General features: G+C 69.4%; 14 protein-coding genes. 5 read left to right on the plus strand and 9 right to left on the minus strand.

Annotated features, from left to right (window positions below; all coding sequences use genetic code 11):
- Positions 1 to 10 precede the first annotated feature (10 nt).
- The 6 genes from RMP09_RS01660 to RMP09_RS01685 form a co-directional block, all read right to left on the minus strand.
- Positions 11 to 1,195 carry a Gfo/Idh/MocA family oxidoreductase gene (locus RMP09_RS01660; protein ID WP_310564271.1) on the minus strand — a complete coding sequence of 395 codons (1,185 nt, stop codon included), beginning with the start codon at positions 1,193 to 1,195 and terminating at the stop codon, positions 11 to 13.
- Positions 1,192 to 2,205: a sugar phosphate isomerase/epimerase gene (locus RMP09_RS01665; RefSeq protein WP_310564272.1), complete on the minus strand. Its 1,014-nt coding sequence runs from the start codon at positions 2,203 to 2,205 to the stop codon at positions 1,192 to 1,194. The genes RMP09_RS01660 and RMP09_RS01665 overlap by 4 nt, the downstream gene beginning before the upstream one ends.
- Positions 2,206 to 2,322: 117 nt before the next feature.
- Positions 2,323 to 3,285 (minus strand): substrate-binding domain-containing protein, encoded by a 963-nt coding sequence (locus RMP09_RS01670; RefSeq protein WP_310564273.1) that lies wholly within the window; start codon positions 3,283 to 3,285, stop codon positions 2,323 to 2,325.
- Between the two features lie 84 nt (positions 3,286 to 3,369).
- Complete coding sequence (locus tag RMP09_RS01675) at positions 3,370 to 4,359, minus strand: ABC transporter permease (RefSeq protein ID WP_310564274.1); 990 nt, start codon at positions 4,357 to 4,359, stop codon at positions 3,370 to 3,372.
- Positions 4,340 to 5,869, minus strand: coding sequence for a sugar ABC transporter ATP-binding protein (locus RMP09_RS01680; RefSeq protein WP_310564275.1), 1,530 nt, complete (start codon positions 5,867 to 5,869; stop codon positions 4,340 to 4,342). Before RMP09_RS01680 ends, RMP09_RS01675 begins: the two co-directional genes overlap by 20 nt.
- Positions 5,866 to 7,068: an ROK family protein gene (locus RMP09_RS01685; RefSeq protein ID WP_310564276.1), complete on the minus strand. Its 1,203-nt coding sequence runs from the start codon at positions 7,066 to 7,068 to the stop codon at positions 5,866 to 5,868. The genes RMP09_RS01680 and RMP09_RS01685 overlap by 4 nt, the downstream gene beginning before the upstream one ends.
- 228 nt (positions 7,069 to 7,296) lie before the next feature.
- On the opposite strand from RMP09_RS01685, the gene icmF reads away from it, so the two are divergent.
- Both icmF and RMP09_RS01695 read left to right on the plus strand, forming a co-directional pair.
- Entirely contained in the window at positions 7,297 to 10,590 is a 3,294-nt protein-coding gene (gene icmF, locus RMP09_RS01690) for a fused isobutyryl-CoA mutase/GTPase IcmF (protein WP_310564277.1), read from the plus strand.
- Positions 10,591 to 10,738: 148 nt separating this feature from the next.
- Entirely contained in the window at positions 10,739 to 14,797 is a 4,059-nt protein-coding gene (locus RMP09_RS01695; RefSeq protein WP_310564278.1) for a PAS domain S-box protein, read from the plus strand.
- Between the two features lie 18 nt (positions 14,798 to 14,815).
- On the opposite strand, the gene RMP09_RS01700 is transcribed toward RMP09_RS01695, so the two are convergent.
- Positions 14,816 to 16,126 carry a hypothetical protein gene (locus RMP09_RS01700; RefSeq protein ID WP_310564279.1) on the minus strand — a complete coding sequence of 437 codons (1,311 nt, stop codon included), beginning with the start codon at positions 16,124 to 16,126 and terminating at the stop codon, positions 14,816 to 14,818.
- Between the two features lie 189 nt (positions 16,127 to 16,315).
- Here RMP09_RS01700 and rocF point away from each other — a divergent pair, with 189 nt between their 5' ends.
- Positions 16,316 to 17,245, plus strand: a complete 930-nt coding sequence (gene rocF / locus RMP09_RS01705; RefSeq protein WP_310564280.1) for an arginase — start codon at positions 16,316 to 16,318, stop codon at positions 17,243 to 17,245.
- Positions 17,246 to 17,249: 4 nt separating this feature from the next.
- Positions 17,250 to 17,879: a LysE family translocator gene (locus RMP09_RS01710; protein WP_310564281.1), complete on the plus strand. Its 630-nt coding sequence runs from the start codon at positions 17,250 to 17,252 to the stop codon at positions 17,877 to 17,879.
- Positions 17,880 to 17,979: 100 nt separating this feature from the next.
- On the opposite strand, the gene RMP09_RS01715 is transcribed toward RMP09_RS01710, so the two are convergent.
- Together RMP09_RS01715 and RMP09_RS01720 are read right to left on the minus strand one after the other, a co-directional pair.
- The gene (locus tag RMP09_RS01715; RefSeq protein WP_310564282.1) at positions 17,980 to 18,279 is read right to left on the minus strand and encodes an antibiotic biosynthesis monooxygenase family protein; all 300 of its coding nucleotides are present in this window, start codon (positions 18,277 to 18,279) and stop codon (positions 17,980 to 17,982) included.
- A 149-nt stretch (positions 18,280 to 18,428) separates the two neighbouring features.
- Entirely contained in the window at positions 18,429 to 20,069 is a 1,641-nt protein-coding gene (locus RMP09_RS01720) for a choline dehydrogenase (RefSeq protein WP_310564283.1), read from the minus strand.
- A 234-nt stretch (positions 20,070 to 20,303) separates the two neighbouring features.
- On the opposite strand from RMP09_RS01720, the gene RMP09_RS01725 reads away from it, so the two are divergent.
- The coding region (locus tag RMP09_RS01725; RefSeq protein WP_310564284.1) for a 3-hydroxyacyl-CoA dehydrogenase NAD-binding domain-containing protein at positions 20,304 to 20,677 on the plus strand (374 nt) is incomplete at its 3' end.

The following is a 20,677-nucleotide window of genomic DNA, read 5'->3' on the forward strand; positions in this document are numbered from 1 at the left end:
GCGGGCCGCCTCAGGACGGCTCGCCGTCGTGCATGGGGGTCCACTTGCGGTCGCTGACCGAAGACGCCAGCACCCGCTCGATGAAGTGCACCCCACGCGCGCCAGCGTCGATGCGCGGGTAGTCCGCCACCAGCGGATCGGCCGGCCGGCCCTGCAGCTGGGCGCGGATGTCGGCGGCCACGCCCAGGTACACGTTGGCAAACGCCTCGATGAAGCCTTCGGGATGGCCCGCCGGCAGGCGAGAGGCGCGCGCCGCGGACTCGCACAGGCCCTCAGACGCGCGCGTGAGCGTGCGGGGCGGACCTTCGAGCGGCGCGTGCACCAGCAGGTTGGGGTTCTCCTGCGACCACAGGAGGCTGCCCTCGGTGCCATGCACCCGCAGGCGCAGGTCGTTTTCGCTGCCGACGCAGATCTGCGAGGCCATGAGCACGCCGCGCGCGCCCCCCCGAAAGCGCAGCAGCATGTGGCCGTCGTCGTCCAGCGTGCGCCCCGGCCCCATCGCGCTGAGGTCCACGCAGAGCGATTCGATCTCCAGGCCGGTCACGGTGCTCAGCAGGTTCTCGGCGTGCGAACCGATGTCACCCATCGCTCCGGCCGCGCCGCTGCGGCTGGGGTCCACGCGCCAGGCCGCCTGCTTGCTGCCGCGGGTTTCCACTGCCGTGGCCAGCCAGCCCTGGTGGTACTCCACCACCACCTTGCGCACCGTGCCGATGGCGCCGCCCTGCACCATGTGGCGCATCTGGCGCACCAGCGGGTAGCCGGTGTAGTTGTAGGTCACGCCGAACACCGTACCCTGCCGCGCCACCGCCGCCACCAGTTCGCGCGCCTGGGCGCTGGTGTGCACCAGCGGTTTGTCGCAGACCACGTGAAAGCCGGCCTCGACAAAGGCCAGCGCGACCGGGTGGTGCAGGTGGTTGGGGGTGACGATGGACACGAAGTCGATGCGCTCGCCCGGCGGGCGGCGCAGCTCGTCGGCCAGCAGCGCCTGCCAGCTGCCGTGGTTGCGGTCATCGGCCAGAAACAGGTCGCGGCCGGACGCGCGGGCCTTGTCCGGGCTGCTGGAGAGCGCGCCGGCGACCAGTTCGATCTGGCCGTCCAGCGCGGCGGCCTTGCGGTGCACGCCGCCGATGAAGGCGTCGCGGCCGCCGCCCACCATGGCGTAACGCAGACGGCGTGTGTCGGTCGAGAGGGTCATGGGGCGCTGCGGTCCTGAGCGAACACCGCGTCGAAGGCGCCAGCCGCCGGTTTGAAATCCAGGCGCCTGCAGAAGGCCGCGCTCTCGCTGGCACCGTGCACCCGGTCCATGCGGCTGTCCTCCCATTCCACGCTCAGCGGGCCGGCGTAGCCGATGTCGTTGAGTGCGACGATGATGGATTCGAAGTCGATCATGCCCCGGCCCACGCTGCGGAAGTCCCAGCTGCGCCGGGCGTCGCCAAAGCTGGTGTGGCCGCCGAAGGTACCGACCGTGCCGTCGCCCCTGCCCCACCAGGCGTCCTTCATGTGGACGTTGAAGATGCGCGGGCCGAAGCTGCGGACGAATCGGATGTAGTCCACGCCCTGGTAAGCCAGGTGACTGGGGTCGAAGTTGAAGCCGAAGCGGCGGTGCTGCGCCACCGCTGCCAGCGCACGTTCGCTGGTGGCGATGTCGAAGGCGATTTCCGTGGGATGCACCTCGAGCGCGAAGTTCACGTCGACCAACTCGAACACATCGAGGATGGGCGTGAAGCGCGCGCCGAAGTCGGCAAAGCCCTGGTCCCAGTAAGTCTGGCTGGTGGGCGGGAAGGCGTAGATCGAATGCCAGATGGACGAGCCGGTGAAGCCGGTCACGGTCTTCACGCCGAACGCCGCGGCGGCGCGTGCGGTGTCCTGCAGCTCGGTGGCCGCTCGGCGGCGCACGCCCTCCGGGTCACCGTCGCCCCACACGTGGGTCGGCAGGATGGACCGGTGGCGCTCGTCGATGCGGTCGCACACGGCCTGGCCGACCAGGTGGTTGCCGATCGCCAGGCACTGCAGGCCATGGCGGTCCAGCAGCTCAAGCCGGTCCTGCACGTAACCGGGCGAGGCCAGCGCCTCCTGCACATTGAAGTGGTCGCCCCAGCAGGCGAGCTCCAGGCCGTCGTAGCCCATGCGCTTGGCCAGCGGGGCCAGCTCGGCCAGGGGCAGGTCGGCCCACTGGCCGGTGAACAGGGTGACGGGTCTTGCCATGGACAGCCTCCAAAAGTGATCAAGTACCCCGTTCGGGCTGAGCCTGTCGAAGCCCTGCGCAAGGGCAGCGTGTCGACAGGCTCAACGCGAACGGCGTGGTTCAACGTCAACGCGAACTCAGAACGGCGAGTCCGGGAAGTAGAAGTTCTTGGCCGTGTCCTTGGTGATCAGCACCGACGGGATGATGGTGTTGGCGGGCAGCTTTTCACCCTTTAGGCGGGCCTGCGCCGTCAGCTTCACCGCGTCGTAGATGAACTTGGGCGAGTAGGAAACGTTGGCCTGGATGCGGGGATCGCTGCCGTCCATCAGGGTCTTGATCGAGCCCTTGGCGCCGGCACCGCCGAACACCAGCTTGATGTCGCTGCGCTTGGCCTGGTCGATGGCCTTGAGCACCCCCACCGACATGTCGTCGTCGGCGGCCCACACGGCATCGATCTTCGGGAACCTCGTGAGGTAGTCCTGCATGACCTTGAAGGCGTCGTCGCGGTTCCAGTTGCCGAACTTGGCGTCCAGCACCTTGATGCCCGGGAACGCCTTGAGGCCGGCGTTGAAGGCGTCGTTGCGCTCGTTGTCCACGTTGGAGGCGATGCCGCGCAGCACCACGATGTTGCCCTTGCCGCCCAGCGCCTTGCCGATGTAGGCGGCCGGCACCTCGCCGAAGGTGGTGTTGTTCGGTGCCACGTAGGCGTCCTGCGCGCTGGTGTCGGTCAGGCCGCGGTCGACCACGGTCACGTACACACCCCTGCCCTTGACCTGGGCCACCGGCTTGGTCAGCGCGGCCGACTCGAAGGGCAGCACCACCAGGGCGTTGATCTTGTTCACGGTCAGCAGGTCCTGCAGCTGGTTGGCCTGCTCGGGCGAGCCGCTGGCGGTCTTCACGATCACCTGCAGGCCGGGGTGGGCCTTTTCAAGTTCGGCCTTGGCCTGGTTGGCCCAGAACACCACGCCGGCCATGAAGCTGTGTGTGGCGGCCGGGATGGCCACGCCCAGCACCACCTTGTTCTGAGCGAAAACGGGGGCGCTGCCCAGCGCGGCAACCGCCACGGCGGTCAGGGCGAGTCTGCGGGTCATTGTTTTCATGTGGCTTGTCTCCAGAGGTGAGGTTGAGGAATGCAGCGGACGCTGCGGGGGAAACACGATGAGATCAGCGCAGCACGCCTGTACTCAGCGGCGGCTGCGCTGCATGAAGGCCACGGCGATGATCACGAAGCCTTGCACCGCCGCGTTGAGGTAGACGCTGATGATGCTGGTGAGGTTGAGGATGTTGCTGATGACCGAGAGCAGCACGGCCCCCACCACCGTGCCGGTGACGGTGCCCGCCCCGCCCTTGAGCGCGGTGCCACCGACGATGACGGCGGCAATGGCTTCGAGCTCCCACAGCAGGCCGGTGGTGGGCGAGGCCGAACCCAGGCGCGGCACGTACAGCAGCGTGGCGATGCCCACGCACACGCCCAGCAGCACGTAGGTCAGCACCTTCACGCGGTCCACGTCCACCGCCGCGTAACGCGCCACCTGCTCATTGGACCCGATGGCCTGCACGTAGCGGCCATAGGTGGTGCGGTTGAGGATCAGGCCGCCCGCCAGCGCCACCAGCAGGAACACCCACACGGGGATCGGCACCCCCAGCAGGCTGCCGTAGTACACCGGGCTGTAGGTGTCCGAGAGCTCGTTGTCCAGCGTGATCGCGCCGCCATTGGAGATGTAGGTCAGGTAGGCGCGAAAAATGCCCAGCGTGCCCAGCGTCACGATAAAGGGTTCGATGCGCCCCCTGGTGATCAGCAGCCCGTGCGCCAACCCGAACAGCGCCCCCAGCAGCAGCGCCAGCACGATGCCCATCACCACAGTGACCTCCGGCGAGGCCAGCACCGGTGCGAGCCGGTTCATGCACAGGATCACCGCGCCGGCGATCAGCGCCGCCATCGAGCCGACCGACAGGTCGATGCCGCCAGAGACGATGACAAAACACATGCCCACGGCAATGATGCCGATGAAGGCGGTGCGGGTGAGCACGTTCATCGCGTTGTCCAGCGTCGCGAAGTTGCTGTTGAGCAGCGTGCCCGCCACACACAGCAGCACCAGCCCGATCACCGGGCCCATGCCCTGCAGCCGCGCCAGCCCCCGGCCGGCCGGGGTTTCAGTGGGTTCCTGTGGCATGGGCGATCAGCTCCTCTTCGGTCAGGTGGTCGGAATCCAGCACCGTCTGCAGGCGGCCGGCGCGCATCACCGCCACGCGGTGGCACATGCCGATCAGCTCCATGAGCTCGCTGGAAATGATGACGACGGCCAGCCCCTGGCTGGCCAGTTGCTGGATCAGCAGGTAAATGTCCCGTTTGGCGCCCACGTCCACGCCACGGGTGGGTTCGTCCAGCACCACCACCCGGGGGGCCGGGTGCAGCACCTTGGCCAGCGCCAGCTTCTGCTGGTTGCCGCCGGACAGGCTGGAGACCTTGACCTGCAGGTGGCCGGTGCGGATGCCGAACGCCTGCACGGCGTGGGTCAGCGCCTGCTGCTCCTGCGCGGGCTGCAGCAGCGGCCTGGCGTAGCGCTCCAGCGCCATCAGCGTGAGGTTCTCGCGCAGGCCGAGGTGCACATGTAGCCCCTTGCCCTTGCGGTCTTCGCTCAGGTAGGTCAGCCCCAGGCGCACGGCGTCGCGCGGGCCGCGGATGGTGCGGGGCTGCCCGGCCAGTTCCACCGTGCCGGCGCTGCGCTCGCGCAGGCCGAGGAGGCCTTCGAACAGCTCGGTGCGGCCCGCGCCCACCAGGCCGGCGAAACCCAGGATCTCCCCGGGCGCCACCTCGAAGCCCACGTCCTGCGCCCAGCCGGGCACACACAGGCCCGTCACGCGCAGCGCCGGTGCGGCCGACGCGGGCGGCGAGGTCTTGGGCGGGTAGAGGTCGGCCAGCTCGCGGCCCACCATCAGGTTGGCCATCTGTTGGCGGCTCAGGCTGGCCGTGGGCTGCTGGGCCACGCAGCGGCCGTCGCGCATCACCACCACCTCGTCCGTGATGCGCTCGACCTCGTCCAGCTTGTGCGAGATGTAGACCAGCGTCACGCCCTCGCTCTTGAGCTGGCGCATCAGGCCGAACAGGCGCTCGGCCTCGGTGGGTGTGAGCGTGGCCGTGGGCTCGTCCATGATCAGCAGCCGGGCCTGGCGCATCAGCGCGCGGGCGATCTCCACCAGCTGCTTCTCGGCCACGATCAGGTCCTTCACGCGGGTGTCCACGTCCAGCGTGAGGCCGACCTGGGCAACGGCCTGCTGCGCCTGGGCGCGCATGCGTTCGTCGTCGAGCAGCAGCCCGCCCCAGCCGCGCCTGATTTCGTGGCCCAGAAACAGGTTCTGCGCCACGCTCAGGTCCTCGGCCAGGCTGAACTCCTGGTGGATCAGCACGATGCCCAGGGCCTCGGCGTCGCGGGCATGGGCCAGGGTCTGGACCCGGCCGTTGACCCACAGCTCGCCACCGCCGGCCTGCTCGAAGCCGGCCAGGATCTTCATCAGCGTGGATTTGCCGGCCCCGTTCTCGCCCAGCAGCCCCAGCACCTGGCCCGGCGGCAGGTCGAAGTCCACCCCGTGCAGCACCTGCACCGGGCCAAAGGATTTGGTGATGCCCTTGAACGACACGCGCAGTGGCGCGGGCCGTTCGGTGGTGGGACGGGTCGCGTTCATGCGGCCAGCTTCCGGTGCCGCAGGGCTTCCTGCATCGCCAGCACGCCGGCGCCCACCATGCCGGCGCGTTCGGCCAGCGGCGTGTACTGGATCTCCAGGTGCCGCGTCGAGAGGGCCAGCGAGCGCTGGTAGACGCTCTGGCGCACGGCGGCGAGCAGCAGCGGCCCGGTGCGCGTGAGCCCGCCGCCGATGAACACATGCGAGGGGTTGAAGAAGTTCACCACCGAGGCCAGCATCCGGCCGATCAGCCCGCCCGCCTCCTGGAGGATGCGGTTGGCGGCGGCGTCGCCGTGGCGGCTGGCCTGGCCCACGTCCTCGGGGGTGATCACGCCCTGTTCGCGCAGGCGGTCCGCCAGCCAGGGGCTCTCGCCGCGGTCGACCGCCTGCGTGGCCTGGCGCACGATCGCCGGTGCGGCGGCCATGGCCTCCACGCAGCCGGCATTGCCGCAATGGCAGCGCGGGCCGTCCAGGTCCACGCAGATGTGGCCCACGTCCCCGGCCGAGCCATTGGCGCCCCGGTAGACCTCGCCGTGGCAGACGATGCCGCAACCGATGCCGGTGCCGACCTTGATCACCAGGAAGTTCTGCAACCCACCCTGCAGTCGCCACAGCTCGCCCAGGGCCATCAGGTTGACGTCGTTGTCCACGAACACCGGCGCATGGAATTCCTCGCTCAGGTAGTCGCGGATCGAGAAACTGTCCCAGCCGGGCATCAGCGGCGGGTTGACCAGCTGGGCGCTGTCGAAATCCACCGGGCCGGGCACGCCCAGGCCAACCGCGATCACATCCCGGGCGGTCTTGCCGCACTGGGCCAGCAGCTGCCGCAGCAGCCCCCTGAGCCGGGCCAGCACCACGGTCGGGCCGGCGCGCACGTCGGCCGCCTCGGAGTGGCGGGCCAGCACGCCCAGGTCCGGCGTCAGCACCGCCACATCCAGGCTGGTCGCCCCCAGGTCCACGCCCACCAGCACCCCCAGCCCGGGACTGAGCCGAAGGGTTTCGGGCCGGCGACCGCCGGTGGAACTGCGCAGGCCGGATTCTTCGAGCAGGCCCACGTCCAGCAGGCCAGCGATCAGGCTGTTGGTCTTGCTCTTGGAAAACGCCAGGCGGTCGGACAGGGCCAGCCGCGAGCTGCCCTCGGACCAGAAGATGGCCTGCAGCAACGCGGTCTCGTCCAAAGACAAATCGTCCCAGGGTGCCAAAGTCTGTCTCCTGTTGTGGTCCGTCCGCCCTCCGTCTGGCTCGGGGGCGGATCGGATCGTAGGCGGGGGTCTTCAGCCAGACAAGGTCGAACTTAGACCAAATTCAGGCCAAAGTGGCGAACAGGCCAACCGGGTAAATGCGTAAGCACAGCGTGGCCAGATGGTTTAGAGTTGACGTTTACGTAAACGTAAGCAGACACCCTTCCGCCCGCACCGAAGAAGCCCACCATGACCGACCTGTCCGCCGACTTCAAGGCCCTGGCCAATTACCGCCCCACCAACAAGGTGCGTTTTGTCACCGCCGCCAGCCTGTTCGACGGGCACGATGCGGCCATCAACATCATGCGGCGCATCCTGCAGGGCATGGGCGCCGAGGTGATCCACCTGGGCCACAACCGCTCGGTGGACGACGTGGTGACGGCGGCGCTGCAGGAAGACGTGCAGGGCATCGCCATCAGCTCCTACCAGGGTGGCCACGTCGAATACTTCAAGTACATGGTCGACCTGCTGCGCGAGCGCGGCGGCGAACACATCCAGGTCTTCGGTGGCGGCGGCGGCGTGATCGTGCCGGCCGAGATCCGCGAGCTGCACAGCTACGGCGTGGGCCGCATCTACAGCCCGGAAGACGGCCAGCGCATGGGCCTGCAAGGGATGATCGGCGAGATGGTGATGCGCTGCGACCGCGACATCAGCGCCCACGCACCGAAGGCGCTGGAAGCGATCCAGGGCCATGGCGAAATGCACTGGCGCGCGCTGGCGCAGCTGATCACGGCATTGGAAAACGGCCAGGCGGACGCCGCGATGGTCGAGGCCGTGCGCCAGGCCGCCGCCGGCACCACGGTGCCCGTGCTCGGCATCACCGGCACCGGCGGCGCCGGCAAGTCCAGTCTGACCGACGAACTGATCCGCCGCATCCGGCTGGACCAGGACGACACCCTGCGCGTGGCGGTCATCTCCATCGACCCCTCGCGCCGCAAGAGCGGTGGCGCCCTACTGGGCGACCGCATCCGCATGAACGCGATCACGCCCTGGCAGAAGGGTTCACGTGTCTACATGCGGTCGCTGGCCACGCGCGACACCAGCAGCGAAATCAGCGCCGCCCTGCCCGACGTGGTCGCGGCCTGCAAGGTCGCGGGCTTTGATCTGATCATCGTGGAGACCTCGGGCATTGGCCAGGGCGACGCCGCCATCGTGCCGCACGTGGACATCCCGATGTACGTGATGACGCCCGAGTTCGGCGCCGCCAGCCAGCTGGAAAAGATCGACATGCTCGACTTCGCCGAGTTCGTGGCGATCAACAAGTTCGACCGCAAGGGCGCGGCCGACGCGCTGCGCGACGTGGCCAAGCAGGTGCAACGCAACCGCGAGGCCTTCACCGTCATGCCCGACCAGATGCCGGTGTTCGGCACCATGGCCGCGCGCTTCAACGACGACGGCGTGACCGCGCTGTACCAGGCGTTGAAAGTGCGGCTGGCCGAGAAGGGCCTGAAGCTGGCCGACGGCCGGCTGCCGCTGGTGAACGTGCGCCACAGCACCAACCAGACGCCCATCGTGCCGCCGGCGCGCACGCGCTACCTGGCCGAGATTTGTGACACCGTGCGCGGCTACAAGAAGAAGGCGCGCGAGCAGGCCAAGCTGGCGCGCGAGATCCAGCAGCTGCGCGCCGCCGCCGCCATGCTGGCGGTGGACAAGCCCAACCGGCCCAAGGCCTCCGAGGCCGCGATCGACCTGGCCCAGACGCGTGAACTGGCGCAGGACGCGGGCGCCCGCAAGCTGCTGGCCCAGTGGCCCGACATGCAGAAGGCCTACGCGGGCGACGAGTACGTGGTCAAGATCCGCGACAAGGAAATCCGCACCGCGCTCACCACCAAGTCGCTCAGCGGCACCACCATCCGCAAGGTCGCGCTGCCGCAGTATGAGGACCACGGCGAGATCCTCAAGTGGCTGATGCTGGACAACGTGCCCGGCAGCTTCCCCTACACCTCGGGCACCTTCGCCTTCAAGCGCGAGGGCGAAGACCCGACCCGCATGTTCGCCGGCGAGGGCGACCCCTTCCGCACCAACCGCCGCTTCAAGCTGGTGAGCGAGGGCCTGCCGGCCAAGCGCCTGTCGACCGCCTTCGACTCGGTCACGCTCTACGGCAACGACCCCGACCTGCGCCCCGACATCTACGGCAAGGTCGGCAACAGCGGCGTGAACGTGGCGACGCTGGACGACATGAAGGTGCTGTATGGCGGCTTCGACCTGTGCAACCCCACCACCTCGGTGTCGATGACCATCAACGGCCCGGCGCCGTCGATCCTGGCGATGTTCATGAACACCGCCATCGACCAGAACCTGGACAAGTTCAAGGCCGAAAACGGCCGCGACCCCACCGACACCGAAGCCGCCAAGATCCGCGAGTGGGTGCTGGCCAATGTGCGCGGCACGGTGCAGGCCGACATCCTGAAAGAAGACCAGGGCCAGAACACCTGCATCTTCTCGACCGAGTTTTCATTGAAGGTGATGGGCGACATCGCCGAGTACTTCGTGCACCACGACGTGCGCAACTTCTACTCGGTCTCGATCAGCGGGTACCACATCGCCGAGGCCGGCGCGAACCCGATCAGCCAGCTCGCCTTCACGCTGAGCAACGGCTTCACCTTTGTGGAGGCCTACCTGGCGCGCGGCATGCACATCGACGACTTCGCGCCCAACCTGAGCTTCTTCTTCTCCAACGGCATGGACCCGGAATACACCGTGATGGGGCGCGTGGCGCGCCGCATCTGGGCCGTGGCGATGAAGGAGAAGTACGGCGCCAACGAACGCTCGCAAAAGCTGAAATACCACATCCAGACCAGCGGCCGCAGCCTGCACGCGCAGGAGATCCAGTTCAACGACATCCGCACCACGCTGCAGGCGCTGATCGCGATCTACGACAACTGCAACTCGCTGCACACCAACGCCTTCGACGAGGCGATCACCACGCCGACCGAAGACTCGGTGCGCCGCGCGATGGCGATCCAGCTCATCATCAACCGCGAGTGGGGCCTGGCCAAGAACGAGAACCCGAACCAGGGCGCCTTCATCATCGACGAGCTGACCGAGCTGGTCGAAGAAGCGGTGCTGGCCGAGTTTGAAAAGATCGCCGAACGCGGCGGCGTGCTCGGTGCGATGGAGACCGGTTACCAGCGCAGCAAGATCCAGGAAGAGAGCATGCACTACGAGATGCTCAAGCACACCGGCGAGTACCCCATCATCGGCGTCAACACCTTCCGCAACCCGCACGGCGACACCACGCCCGAGACCATCGAGCTGGCGCGTTCGACCGAGGAAGAAAAGCAGAGCCAGCTGCGCCGCCTGGCCGACTTCCACGCCGCCCACGAGGCCGAGGCCCCGGTGCAGCTGGCGCGGCTGAAGCAGGCGGTGATCGAAAACAAAAACGTGTTCGAGGTGCTGATGGACGCGGTGCGCTGCTGTTCGCTGGGCCAGATCACGCGCGCGCTGTTCGAGGTGGGCGGGCAGTACCGGCGCAACATGTGAGGCCTGCCGGGCGCGGCCGCGCCGCCCGCCAACGCCCCGGCCTTGGCGGGCATTTCAGCCCGTCCTCCAGCGCTTGAAAACGGGAGTGCCCTGCTAGACTGAAACGGGATCCATCCCGGGTCCGTGTTTTCTCAGCAGCCCCGCCGCCATGCCTCCCCAGACCGAACGCCACGGCGCCTCTGAGCCAGCGCCCGCACCGGCCCCCCTGCCGCCACCGCCCATGCCCATGGGCATGCTCAGTGCACGCTGGTTGCGCGCCTTCGCGGCCGCGGTCGTGGTGCTGCTGCTGGCGCTGTCCACGGCCTTGCTGCTGGTGCAGCGCGAAGCCGCCCTGGAACGCGCGCGGACGCAGGCGCTGCACGCCGCCCAGCGCCAGGCCGCCGAGCTGGAACAGACCCTGCGCCTGGCCCAGGCCCGCATCCGCATGGCCCCGCCGCCGCCCGGACAGGGCGTCGAGGCCCACCCCGACCCCGAGCAGCCCTTCGCGCTGCGGCGGCTGGACCCGGCCGCCACCGGCCACAGCCCGCTGCAAGAAGCGCAGTGGGTGCCGGGCCAGGCCCCCCCGGCGGACGGCCCGTGGGGCTTGTCGCTGCGCTGGCGCCAGCCCGCCGCCGAGGGCGGGCAGGTCTACGAGATGACCCTGGCGCGTGCCGCGCTGCTGGCCCGCTCCGCCGCCGAAGGGCTGCCCCCCGGCGGCCGCCTGGGCCTGCTGCGACTCGAAGACGACGGCACCGCCACCGTGCTGCTGCGCCACCCGGCGGTGCCCGGCGAGCAGGGGCGCACGCTGCGCGGCCCGGTGGTCGATGCCCTGCGGCAGGCGCCCGCCGGCGTGTTCGACGACGCGGCACCGGTCGACGGCGAGCCAAGCATCGTGGGCTTCCAGGCCCTCGGCCCCGGCGCCGACCGCCTGGTGTTCGTCTACGCGCTGCCGCTGCAGAGTGCGCTGGCGGGGTGGACGGCCGGGCTGCCCGTGGCCGTGGCCGTGGCACTGATGCTGCTGGTGGCCGCGGCCATCGCTTATGGCGTCTGGCGCCTGGAGCGCAGCCTGCGCGCGCTGGCCCGCAGCGAGCGGCACTTCCAGACCCTGAGCGAGCACCTGCCCGACGTGGTCGTGCGCTACGACCCGGCCGGCCGTGTGGTGTACGCCAACCCCGCGCTGGAGGCGGCCACGGGCATCCCGGCCCAGGCCCTGATCGGCAGCACGCTGGAGCAACACGGCACACCCGGTATCGCCGCGCAATGGCGGGCCTGCCTGCAGCGCGTCTTTGACACCGGCCGACCGGAAACCCTGTATTTCTCCCACACCACCCCGTCGGGCGAGCGCCACTGGGAAGCCCAGGCCAGCCTGGAGCCGGTGGCCGCGGGCGAAACGCCCACCGCGCTGGTGATCACCCGCGACATCACCGAGCGGCACGCGGCCGAAGCCCGCCAGCACTCGGCCCAGCAGCTGTTCGAAACCGTGTTCCAGGCCGCACCGGAAGGCATGTCGCTGAGCGAATGGGGCACTGGCCGCCTGCTGCTGATCAACGACGCTTTTTGCGCGCTCTTTGGCCGGACCCGCGAGCAGCTGATCGGCCAATCCACCCTCGACCTGGACCTCTGGGCGCCCGAGGAGCGGCGCCAGCTCATCGAACGCCTGGAACGCGGCGAGCAGGTGCGCGATGCCACCGCGCGCAGCCTGCGCCCGGACGGACAACCCATCCACGTGCGCTACAGCGCCGAACGCGTGCAGCAGGACGGCGAGCAGCGCCTGCTGATGATGTTTCGCGACGTCAGCCAGCTCGAGAGCGAGCAGCGCGCCCTGGCGCGCAGCGAAACACGCTTTCGCCTGGCCGCCGCGCACGGCCAGGTATGGGAGTGGGATTTCGGCCGCGGCTTCATCCAGCACAGCGACGAATTTTTCGTCACCCTCGGCCACCCCTCGCCCCCCGTCGAACAGATGGGGCCCCGTTTCCTGGACCTGATCCACCCCGACGACCTGCCCCGGCTGCACCGGACGCTGCAACGTTTCCTGAAGAACCAGGGCGACTACCGGCTGGAGTTCCGCGCCCGCGACGCGCAGGGCGGCTACCGCTGGTTCGACACCCAGGGCAGCGGGCTGCGCGACGCCAGCGGCCGCGTCACCTACATGGCGGGCACCACCTTCGAGATCACCGACCGCAAGGCCCTGGAAGAGGCCCAGCGGCAAACCCTCAAGCACCTGGAAACGGTGACCAACGCGTCGGCCGCTCTGGCCTGGACGGTGGACGCCCAGCAACGCCCCGACTGGTTCAACCAGGCCTGGCTGGACTTCACCGGCCGCGACCTGATCAGCGAATGCGCAGCGCCCTGGCTGGACGACGTGTACCCGCAGGAACGGGACCGCCGCGAGAAGACCTTCAACGAGGCCTTTGCGGCGCGCCGGGCCTACAGCCTGGAGTTCCGGCTGCGGCGCCACGATGGCGTCTACCGCTGGCTGCACGAGCAGGGCCGGCCCCGCCACGACGCCGACCACCGGTTCATCGGCTACATCGGCTCCTGCCTGGACGTGACCGAACTGCGGCGGGCCGAGGCGGTGGCGCTGGAACGGGGCGCCTTCCTGGAGCAGGTCTTCGACGTCATCAAGGACATGCTGTTCCTGGTGGACGACCAGGAACGCTTCGTGTTCTTCAAGGCCGCGTCCGAAGACCGGCTGCTGCGCCGCCCCGACGATTTCCTGGGCCAGACCATTGACAGCGTCATGCCGCCCCACCTGGTGACCGAACTGCGGCCGCTGATGGCCCGCGCCCAGCACAGCGGCCCGCAGGAACTGAATTACAGCCTGGACCTGCCGGCGGGCACCCACCACTTCAACGCCCGCCTGGCCTGGCTGCCGGGCAACCAGCAGTGCATGTTCCTGGTGCGCGACACCACCGAACAGCAGAAAACCCACGCCGAACGCGAACGCCTGAACGGCTTCGTGCTGCTGCTGTTCCGCCTGGCCAGCCGCTTCATCAACCTGCCGCTGCACCGGATGGACGAGGCCATCGACACGGCGCTGGGCGACATGGGGGTGTTCGTCGGCGCCGACCGCGCCTACCTGTTTGCCTACGACCCGCAGGCCGGCACCGCCACCAACACCCACGAATGGTGCGCCGCCGGCGTCGCACCGCAAAAATCGCTGTGGCAGGACGTCCCGCTGCACAAGCTGTCGGACTGGCACCGGCGACACCTGCGCGGTGAAAAGATCGTGGTCGCCGACGTGCAGACCCTGCCCGACAACGCGCTGCGCCGCGTGCTGGAGGCCATGGGCATCCGCGGCCTGCTGACCCTGCCGCTGATGGACGGGGACGACTGCCTGGGCTTCGTGGGCCTGGACTCGGTGCACCACGCGCGGGTCTACGGCGTGGAGGAAATCACCCTGCTGGAGCTGTTTGCCCAGATGCTGGTGAACCTGCGGCTGCGCGCCCAGGCGGCCGCGCAGGTGCGCGAGATGACCGAACAGCTGGAGCACAAGGTCGAAGAGCGCACGCAGCAGCTGCACGAGAGCGTGCAACGCCTGCAGACCGTCAACCGCGAGCTCGAATCTTTCACCTACTCGGCCTCGCACGACCTGCGCACGCCGCTGCGCGGCATCGAAGGCTTCAGCACGCTGTTGCTGGACGAGCACGCCAGCCAGCTGGACGCGCAGGGCCGCGAGTACCTGCAGCGCATCCAGCGCGCGACGCTGCACATGTCGCAACTGGTCAACGATCTGCTGGCCTATTCGCGCCTGCAGCAGCTGACCGAACACAGCGAATCGGTGGTGCTGTCGGCCTGCGTGCAGGCCGTGGCGGCGCCGTTCCGCGACGAGCTGGAGGCCCGCCAGGGCCAGCTGAGCGCGCTGATGCCGGACGATCTGTGCGTGCAGGCCAACCCCCAGGGCCTGGCCATCGTGCTGCGCAACCTGATCGACAACGCCCTGAAGTTCACGCCCGCCAGCGACGCACCGCGTGTGCGCATCGAAGCCCGGGCCGTGGGCGACCGGGTGCTGCTGAGCGTGAGCGACCAGGGCATCGGCTTCGACATGCGCTACCACGACCGGATCTTCGGCATGTTCCAGCGCCTGCACCGGCAGGACCAGATTCCCGGCACCGGCATCGGGCTGGCCCTGGTGCAGAAGGCGGTGGTACGCATGGGCGGCCAGATCCGTGCCCAGAGCGCCCCCGGCCAGGGCGCCCGCTTCGAGATGGACCTGCCGCGGGCCTGAACCGGCGCCCGCTCCCGCTCAGGGGGCGGACTGCAGCGCGCCGGCCAGCCGCGTGGCGCCGGTGATGGCGCGCCGCGCGTACGGCCGCGGGCTGTCGTGCGTGTAGGCCGCGTCCGGCACACCGACCAGCGCCAGCGCGGGCAGCGCCGCGGCCGTGGGCCAGAACACCGGCGACGCCAGGACGCTGGCGCCCGGGAACTGGGTGGCCTGCAAGGACACGTTGCCGGTCTGCACCGCGTTGCCCAGCGCATACCCGCCGGTGAGCAGCGCCGGGCTGCCGGTGCCGGCCCAGGCGTTGGCGGTCAGCCGCAGGGACTGGGTGGCCGCCGGCGCCCGCAGGAAATAGCCCCCGGACCGCGTCATCACGACCGTGTTGTGGCTCAGCTCCAGCGTGTTGGCGGGCCAGACGCTCATGCTTTCGGCGCCAAAGGCCACGGCGGTCGGGTTCTCGGCCAGCGGCCCTTTGTGCAGCAGGTTGCCGCGCAGCGTCACCTGGCCGCCGTCGGGAAAGTCGGTCAGGTAACTGGAACGGCCAGCGGGACCGTCCATGAAGTAGCTGTTTTCCACCACGCTGACCTGGGCCCGGCTCTTGAGGTTGTGGCCCCGCACCGCCTCGTGGAAGAAGCTGTTGCGCACCGTCAGCCGTTGGATGCGGCCGATGTACAGGTTGTGGCCCAGCGCAGCGGTGGTGCCGGTGTCGCTGCGCGCGAACTCGCTGCCTTCGATGGTGATCGTGATCGGCCCCGCCACCGACAGGATGCCGTTCTGGTTGTCGTAGAAGCCGCTGTTGACCACCCGCAGGTCGCCGCTGGTGTGCTGGGCGCGGATGCCGGCGCCGTTGTGGTCGGACACCTTGGCGTTGAAAAAGTCGATGCTGTCGATGGTGGTGTTGGCCCCGCTGACCACCCAGATCGCCTTGCCCCCCGCGCTCTGACCGTCGGCGTACAGCCGCGCCCGCCCACCGCGGCCGCAGATCGTCAGGCCGGCGGCGGTCCAGGTCGCCACATCGCCCCGGTAGTCGCCGGCGGCGATGCGCACCACGTCGCCGGCCCGGGCCACCCGGGCCGCGGCGCTAGGTGTGGCCAGCGCCTGGCCCGGCCCCACGTCCAGCACGCGGCCGGGGGCGCTGTCGCACGCTGTCGCGGTCGCGGTGCCACCGGGCGCCGGGGTCACCGCACCGGGCAGCTTCGCCACCGGGTCCTGCCCGGTCGGTTCCAGCGCGTCGCCACCGCCACCGCCACCGCCACCGCCGCAGGCCGTCATCACGGCCACGGCCAGCGCCGCCCAGAGGCTCTGGCGCCAGGGCGGCACCAGCGAAAAGCCGTTCATGAACCGGGGGGAACCGGGCCAGGCGCCAGCGGTCGTAGAGCACAAGGTCATCATGCGCACCAGTATCGTGCCGCGCCTCGGCGGCCGGTAACCCGATGTGGGCCAGGGCGGCGCAGCGCCGTCCTCTGTAACATCGTTCACCCATTCACACCCTTTCACCCCTTTTCAGCCCCCCGGCAGAGGCCCCGCATGACCCCACCCATCAGCCTGATCGGCGTTCCCACCGACATCGGCGCCGGCGCACGCGGCGCCTCCATGGGCCCCGAAGCCCTGCGCGTGGCCGGCATCCAGCCCGTGCTCGAAAGCCACGGCCTGCAGGTGGCCGACCGTGGCAACCTCAGCGGCCCGTCCAACCCCTGGTTGCCGCCGGTCAACGGCTACCGCCACCTGGCCGAGGTGGTGGCCTGGAACACCACGCTGCACGATGCGGTGCACGCCGAACTGGCGCAGGGCCGCATGCCCATCGTGCTCGGTGGCGACCACTGCCTGGGCCTGGGCTCCATCAGCGCGGTGGCGCGCCACTGCCGCGAAACCGGCAAGACCCTGCGCGTGCTCTGGCTCGACGCGCACGCCGACTTCAACACCGCCGCCCTCACGCCCAGCGGCAACATCCACGGCATGCCAGTGGCCTGCCTGTGCGGCCACGGCCCGGCCGAGCTCACCGGCATCGGGGGCCACACGCCGGCCATCACCGCCGACGCGGTGCGGCAGATCGGCATCCGCAGCGTGGACCCGGGCGAAAAGCGTTTGGTGCACGAAGCCGGGCTGGAGGTGTTCGACATGCGCTACATCGACGAGATGGGCATGCGCCACACCGTGGAACAGGCGCTCATGGGCCTGGACGACAAGACCCACCTGCACGTGAGCTTCGACGTCGACTTCCTCGACCCCGAGATCGCGCCCGGCGTGGGCACCACCGTGCCCGGCGGCCCCACCTACCGCGAAGCGCAGCTGTGCATGGAAATGATCGCCGACACCGGGCGGCTGGCCTCGCTGGACGTGATGGAACTCAACCCGGCGCTGGATGTGCGCAACCGCACCGCGGAGCTGGCGGTCGATCTGATCGAGAGCCTGTTCGGCAAGTCCACACTGATGCGCCAGACAGCACCACGGGATTGAGGCCGTGAGCCTGCACATGCTGCTGGCCTACAGCCTGATCACCTGGCTCACGGCCGCCACGCCCGGCCCGGCGGTGCTGCTGGCGTTGCGCAACGGCGCCACCCGCGGTTTCCGCGCCGGCCTGTTTTCCACGCTGGGCAACCAGCTGGGCCTGGTGCTGCTGGCGGGCGCGTCCATCCTCGGTCTGGGCGTGATCCTGCACACCTCGGCCTGGCTGTTCACGCTGGTGAAGTGGGTGGGTGCGGCCTACTTGGTGTACCTGGGCACGCGCATGCTGCTGGCGCGCGGCGGGATGGCGCTGGACAGCACCGACGGCGTCGACACGCCGTCCGCCAGCGACGCACAGATGCTGCGCCTGGGCCTGTGGGTCTCGCTCACCAACCCGAAAGCCATCCTGTTTTTCGGTGCGCTGTTCCCGCAGTTCGTGCAGACCGACCAGGCGCTGCTGCCCCAGTTCGCCACGCTGGTCTCGCTCAGCATCTGCGCCTCGGTGTCGTGCCTGCTGACCTATGTGTGGCTCGCCAGCCGGGCGCGGCACTGGCTGCAGCGGCCGCGCGCCACGCTGTGGATCAACCGCGTGGCGGGCAGCGTGTTCATCGGTTTCGGCCTGGTGCTGGCCGGATGGCGAAGGTAGGCTCGCCCCGCGCCGCCTGCCGCCTGCGGCCTGCGGCCTGGCAAAGCCCGTTCCGCAGCATCCTGGCCGTCGGACACGTGCTCCGGCCGCAGCGCAGTTCTCAGCTTTTTCCGACCAGCTCCAGGTGTTCCACCACCGGCGGCTGCAGGAAAAACGGCCCGACGATGCCGCGCCATTCGGTGAAGGCCGGCGACTGGCGGAAACCCACGGTGTGGTCTTCCAGCGTGTCCCAGTAAATCATCAGGATGTAGCGGCCCGGGCTCTCGATGCTGCGGTTGACCTTGAAGCCCTTGAAGCCCTGGGCGGTGGCGATGACGGTGCTGGCGCCGCGCAGGATGGCGGCTTCAAAGTCGGCCGCCTTGGCGGGGTCGATGCGGATGTCGGCGTGTTCAAGAATCATGGGAATGAGCTCCCCCCGCGCCGCTTCGCGTCACCCCCCTTGGGGCGATGCCTGCGGCCTGTCCTGAGTTGATCGAAGGGCAGTTCCGCGGCATCCTGGTTCGGCAGACACAGCGCGCCGGAGCGTGGGTGTTGAAGGTAGGCGCGAGGTTACCGCAGTCCCGCTGCGGCACGATCGCCGCGCACCATATCGACCGCTTTCTCCGCCATCATGATCACCGGGGCATTCGTGTTGCCCCCCACCACGCTGGGCATGACCGAGGCGTCCACCACGCGCAGACCGTCCACCCCGTGCACGCGCAGGCGCGCATCCACCACCGCGCCGCTCGCGGCCTCGGGCCCCATGCGGCAGGTGCCCACCGGGTGGTAGATGGTGTCGGCATGGCCGCGCACGAACTGCTCGATCTGCGCGTCGCTGACCGCATCGCGTGACGCGGCGGATTCCACCCCGCCGTGCTGCGCCAGGGCCGGCTGCTGCAACAGCGCGCGCATGGCCTTGAAGCCCCGCACCAGCCGCGCCACGTCGTCGGCGTCCTGCAGGAAGGCCGGGTCGATCAGCGGCATGACCTGCGGGTCGCTGCTGGCCAGGCGCAGCGTGCCACGGCTGCGGGGCCGCAGCAGGCACACATGGCACGAATAGCCGTGGCCCAGCACCGTCTTGCGGCCGTGGTCCACCAGCTTGCCCACCACAAAGTGCAGCTGCAGATCGGGGATGGCTTCGCTCGGCGCGCTCCTGATGAAGCCGCCCGCCTCGGCAAAGTTGGTGGTCAGCGGGCCGCTGCGCTGGCGCCGCCATTCGAAGAGGCCGCGGGCCATGTTCAACACGCCCTTGAAGGACACGCCGAACAGCTCGGTGCGCTTCGGTGCGTTCACCACCATCACCACGTCCGGGTGGTCGTGCAGGTTCTGGCCCACGCCGGGCAGATCGTGCACCACGGCAATGCCGTGCTCGCGCAGGTGCGCCGCCGGCCCGATGCCCGAGAGCATCAGCAGTTGCGGCGAGCCGAAAGCGCCCGCGCTGAGCAGCACCTCTCCGCCGGGGCGCAGCCGCAGGGTCTGCTCCTCGCCGCGGCCGCCCCCCGCCCGGTAGGCCACGCCCACCGCGCAGGGCCGGCCCTCCCGCGCTTCGGTCAGCACGCGCGTGGTCAGCGCGTTCGTGATCACCTGCAGGTTGGGCCGCCCCAGGTGGGGCGTGAGGTAGGCCTTGGCGGCGCTGAAGCGTTCGCCGTTCTTGTGGGTGACCTGGTAGACGCCCACGCCCTCCTGCTCCGGGCCGTTGAAGTCGGGGTTGTGGCGGTACCCGGCCTGCTGCCCGGCCTGCACGAAGGACGGCAGGAACGGGTTGGGCGAGCGCAGGTCCATCACGTTCAGCGGCCCGCCCTGGCCGTGCAGGGCGTCGGCACCACGCTCGTTGTGCTCGGCCCGCTTGAAGTAGGGCAGCACGTCGGCATACGACCAGCCCGGGTTGCCTTCGGCCGCCCAGGCGTCGTAGTCCTGCGCGTGGCCGCGGGCGTAGATCATGGCGTTGATGGAGCTGGAGCCGCCCAGCACCTTGCCGCGCGGCTGGTAGCCGCGCCGGCCGTTCAGGCCCGGCTGCGGCACGGTCGAGTAGTCCCAGCCATTGAGCTGGTACTTGGCCATCACGGCCAGCCCCGCCGGGCAGTGGATCAGCACGCTGTGGTCCACCGGGCCGGCTTCGAGCAGGGCCACGCGCACGGCCGGGTCTTCGCTCAGGCGGCCCGCGAGCACGCTGCCCGCCGATCCGCCGCCGACGATGATGAAATCGAACATGGGGTCTCCGTCTGGTGGTGGTGGCACGGGCATCGCCGCTCCGCGCCGGTGTCACGCGCCGTCATGCCGGTGCAAGACGGTCCGCGACAATGCTGGTCAAGTTAGCACCCCGCCCGCGCCCCGGGTAGGGGCGCCAGCCTAGGCCAGACGCCTGCGGGACGCCCCGTCACGGCCTGGGTCTCGGCAGGCGGGACAATCGTTTTTTCAGCACCCCATCACAGGAGCAAGACACTCATGAGCAGCATCCAGACCGTCGGCATCATCGGCGCCGGCACCATGGGCAACGGCATCGCGCAGGCCTGCGCGGTCAGCGGCATCCGCGTCGTCATGGTCGACGTGGCCCAGGCCGCGGTGGACAAGGGCCTGGCCACCGTGGCCGGCAGCCTGGACCGCCTGATCAAGAAAGAGAAGCTGACCGCCGAAGGCAAGGCCGCGGCGCTGGCGCTGATCAAAGGCTCGACCAGCTACGACGACCTCAAGGGCGCGCAACTGGTGATCGAGGCCGCGACCGAGAACGAAGGCCTGAAGGTCAAGATCCTGCAGCAGCTCGACGGCATCCTCGCGCCCGAGGTGATCGTGGCCACCAACACCAGCTCGATCAGCATCAC

This window comes from Hydrogenophaga sp. (assembly GCF_031426985.1).
Taxonomy (GTDB): Bacteria; Pseudomonadota; Gammaproteobacteria; order Burkholderiales; family Burkholderiaceae_C; genus Hydrogenophaga.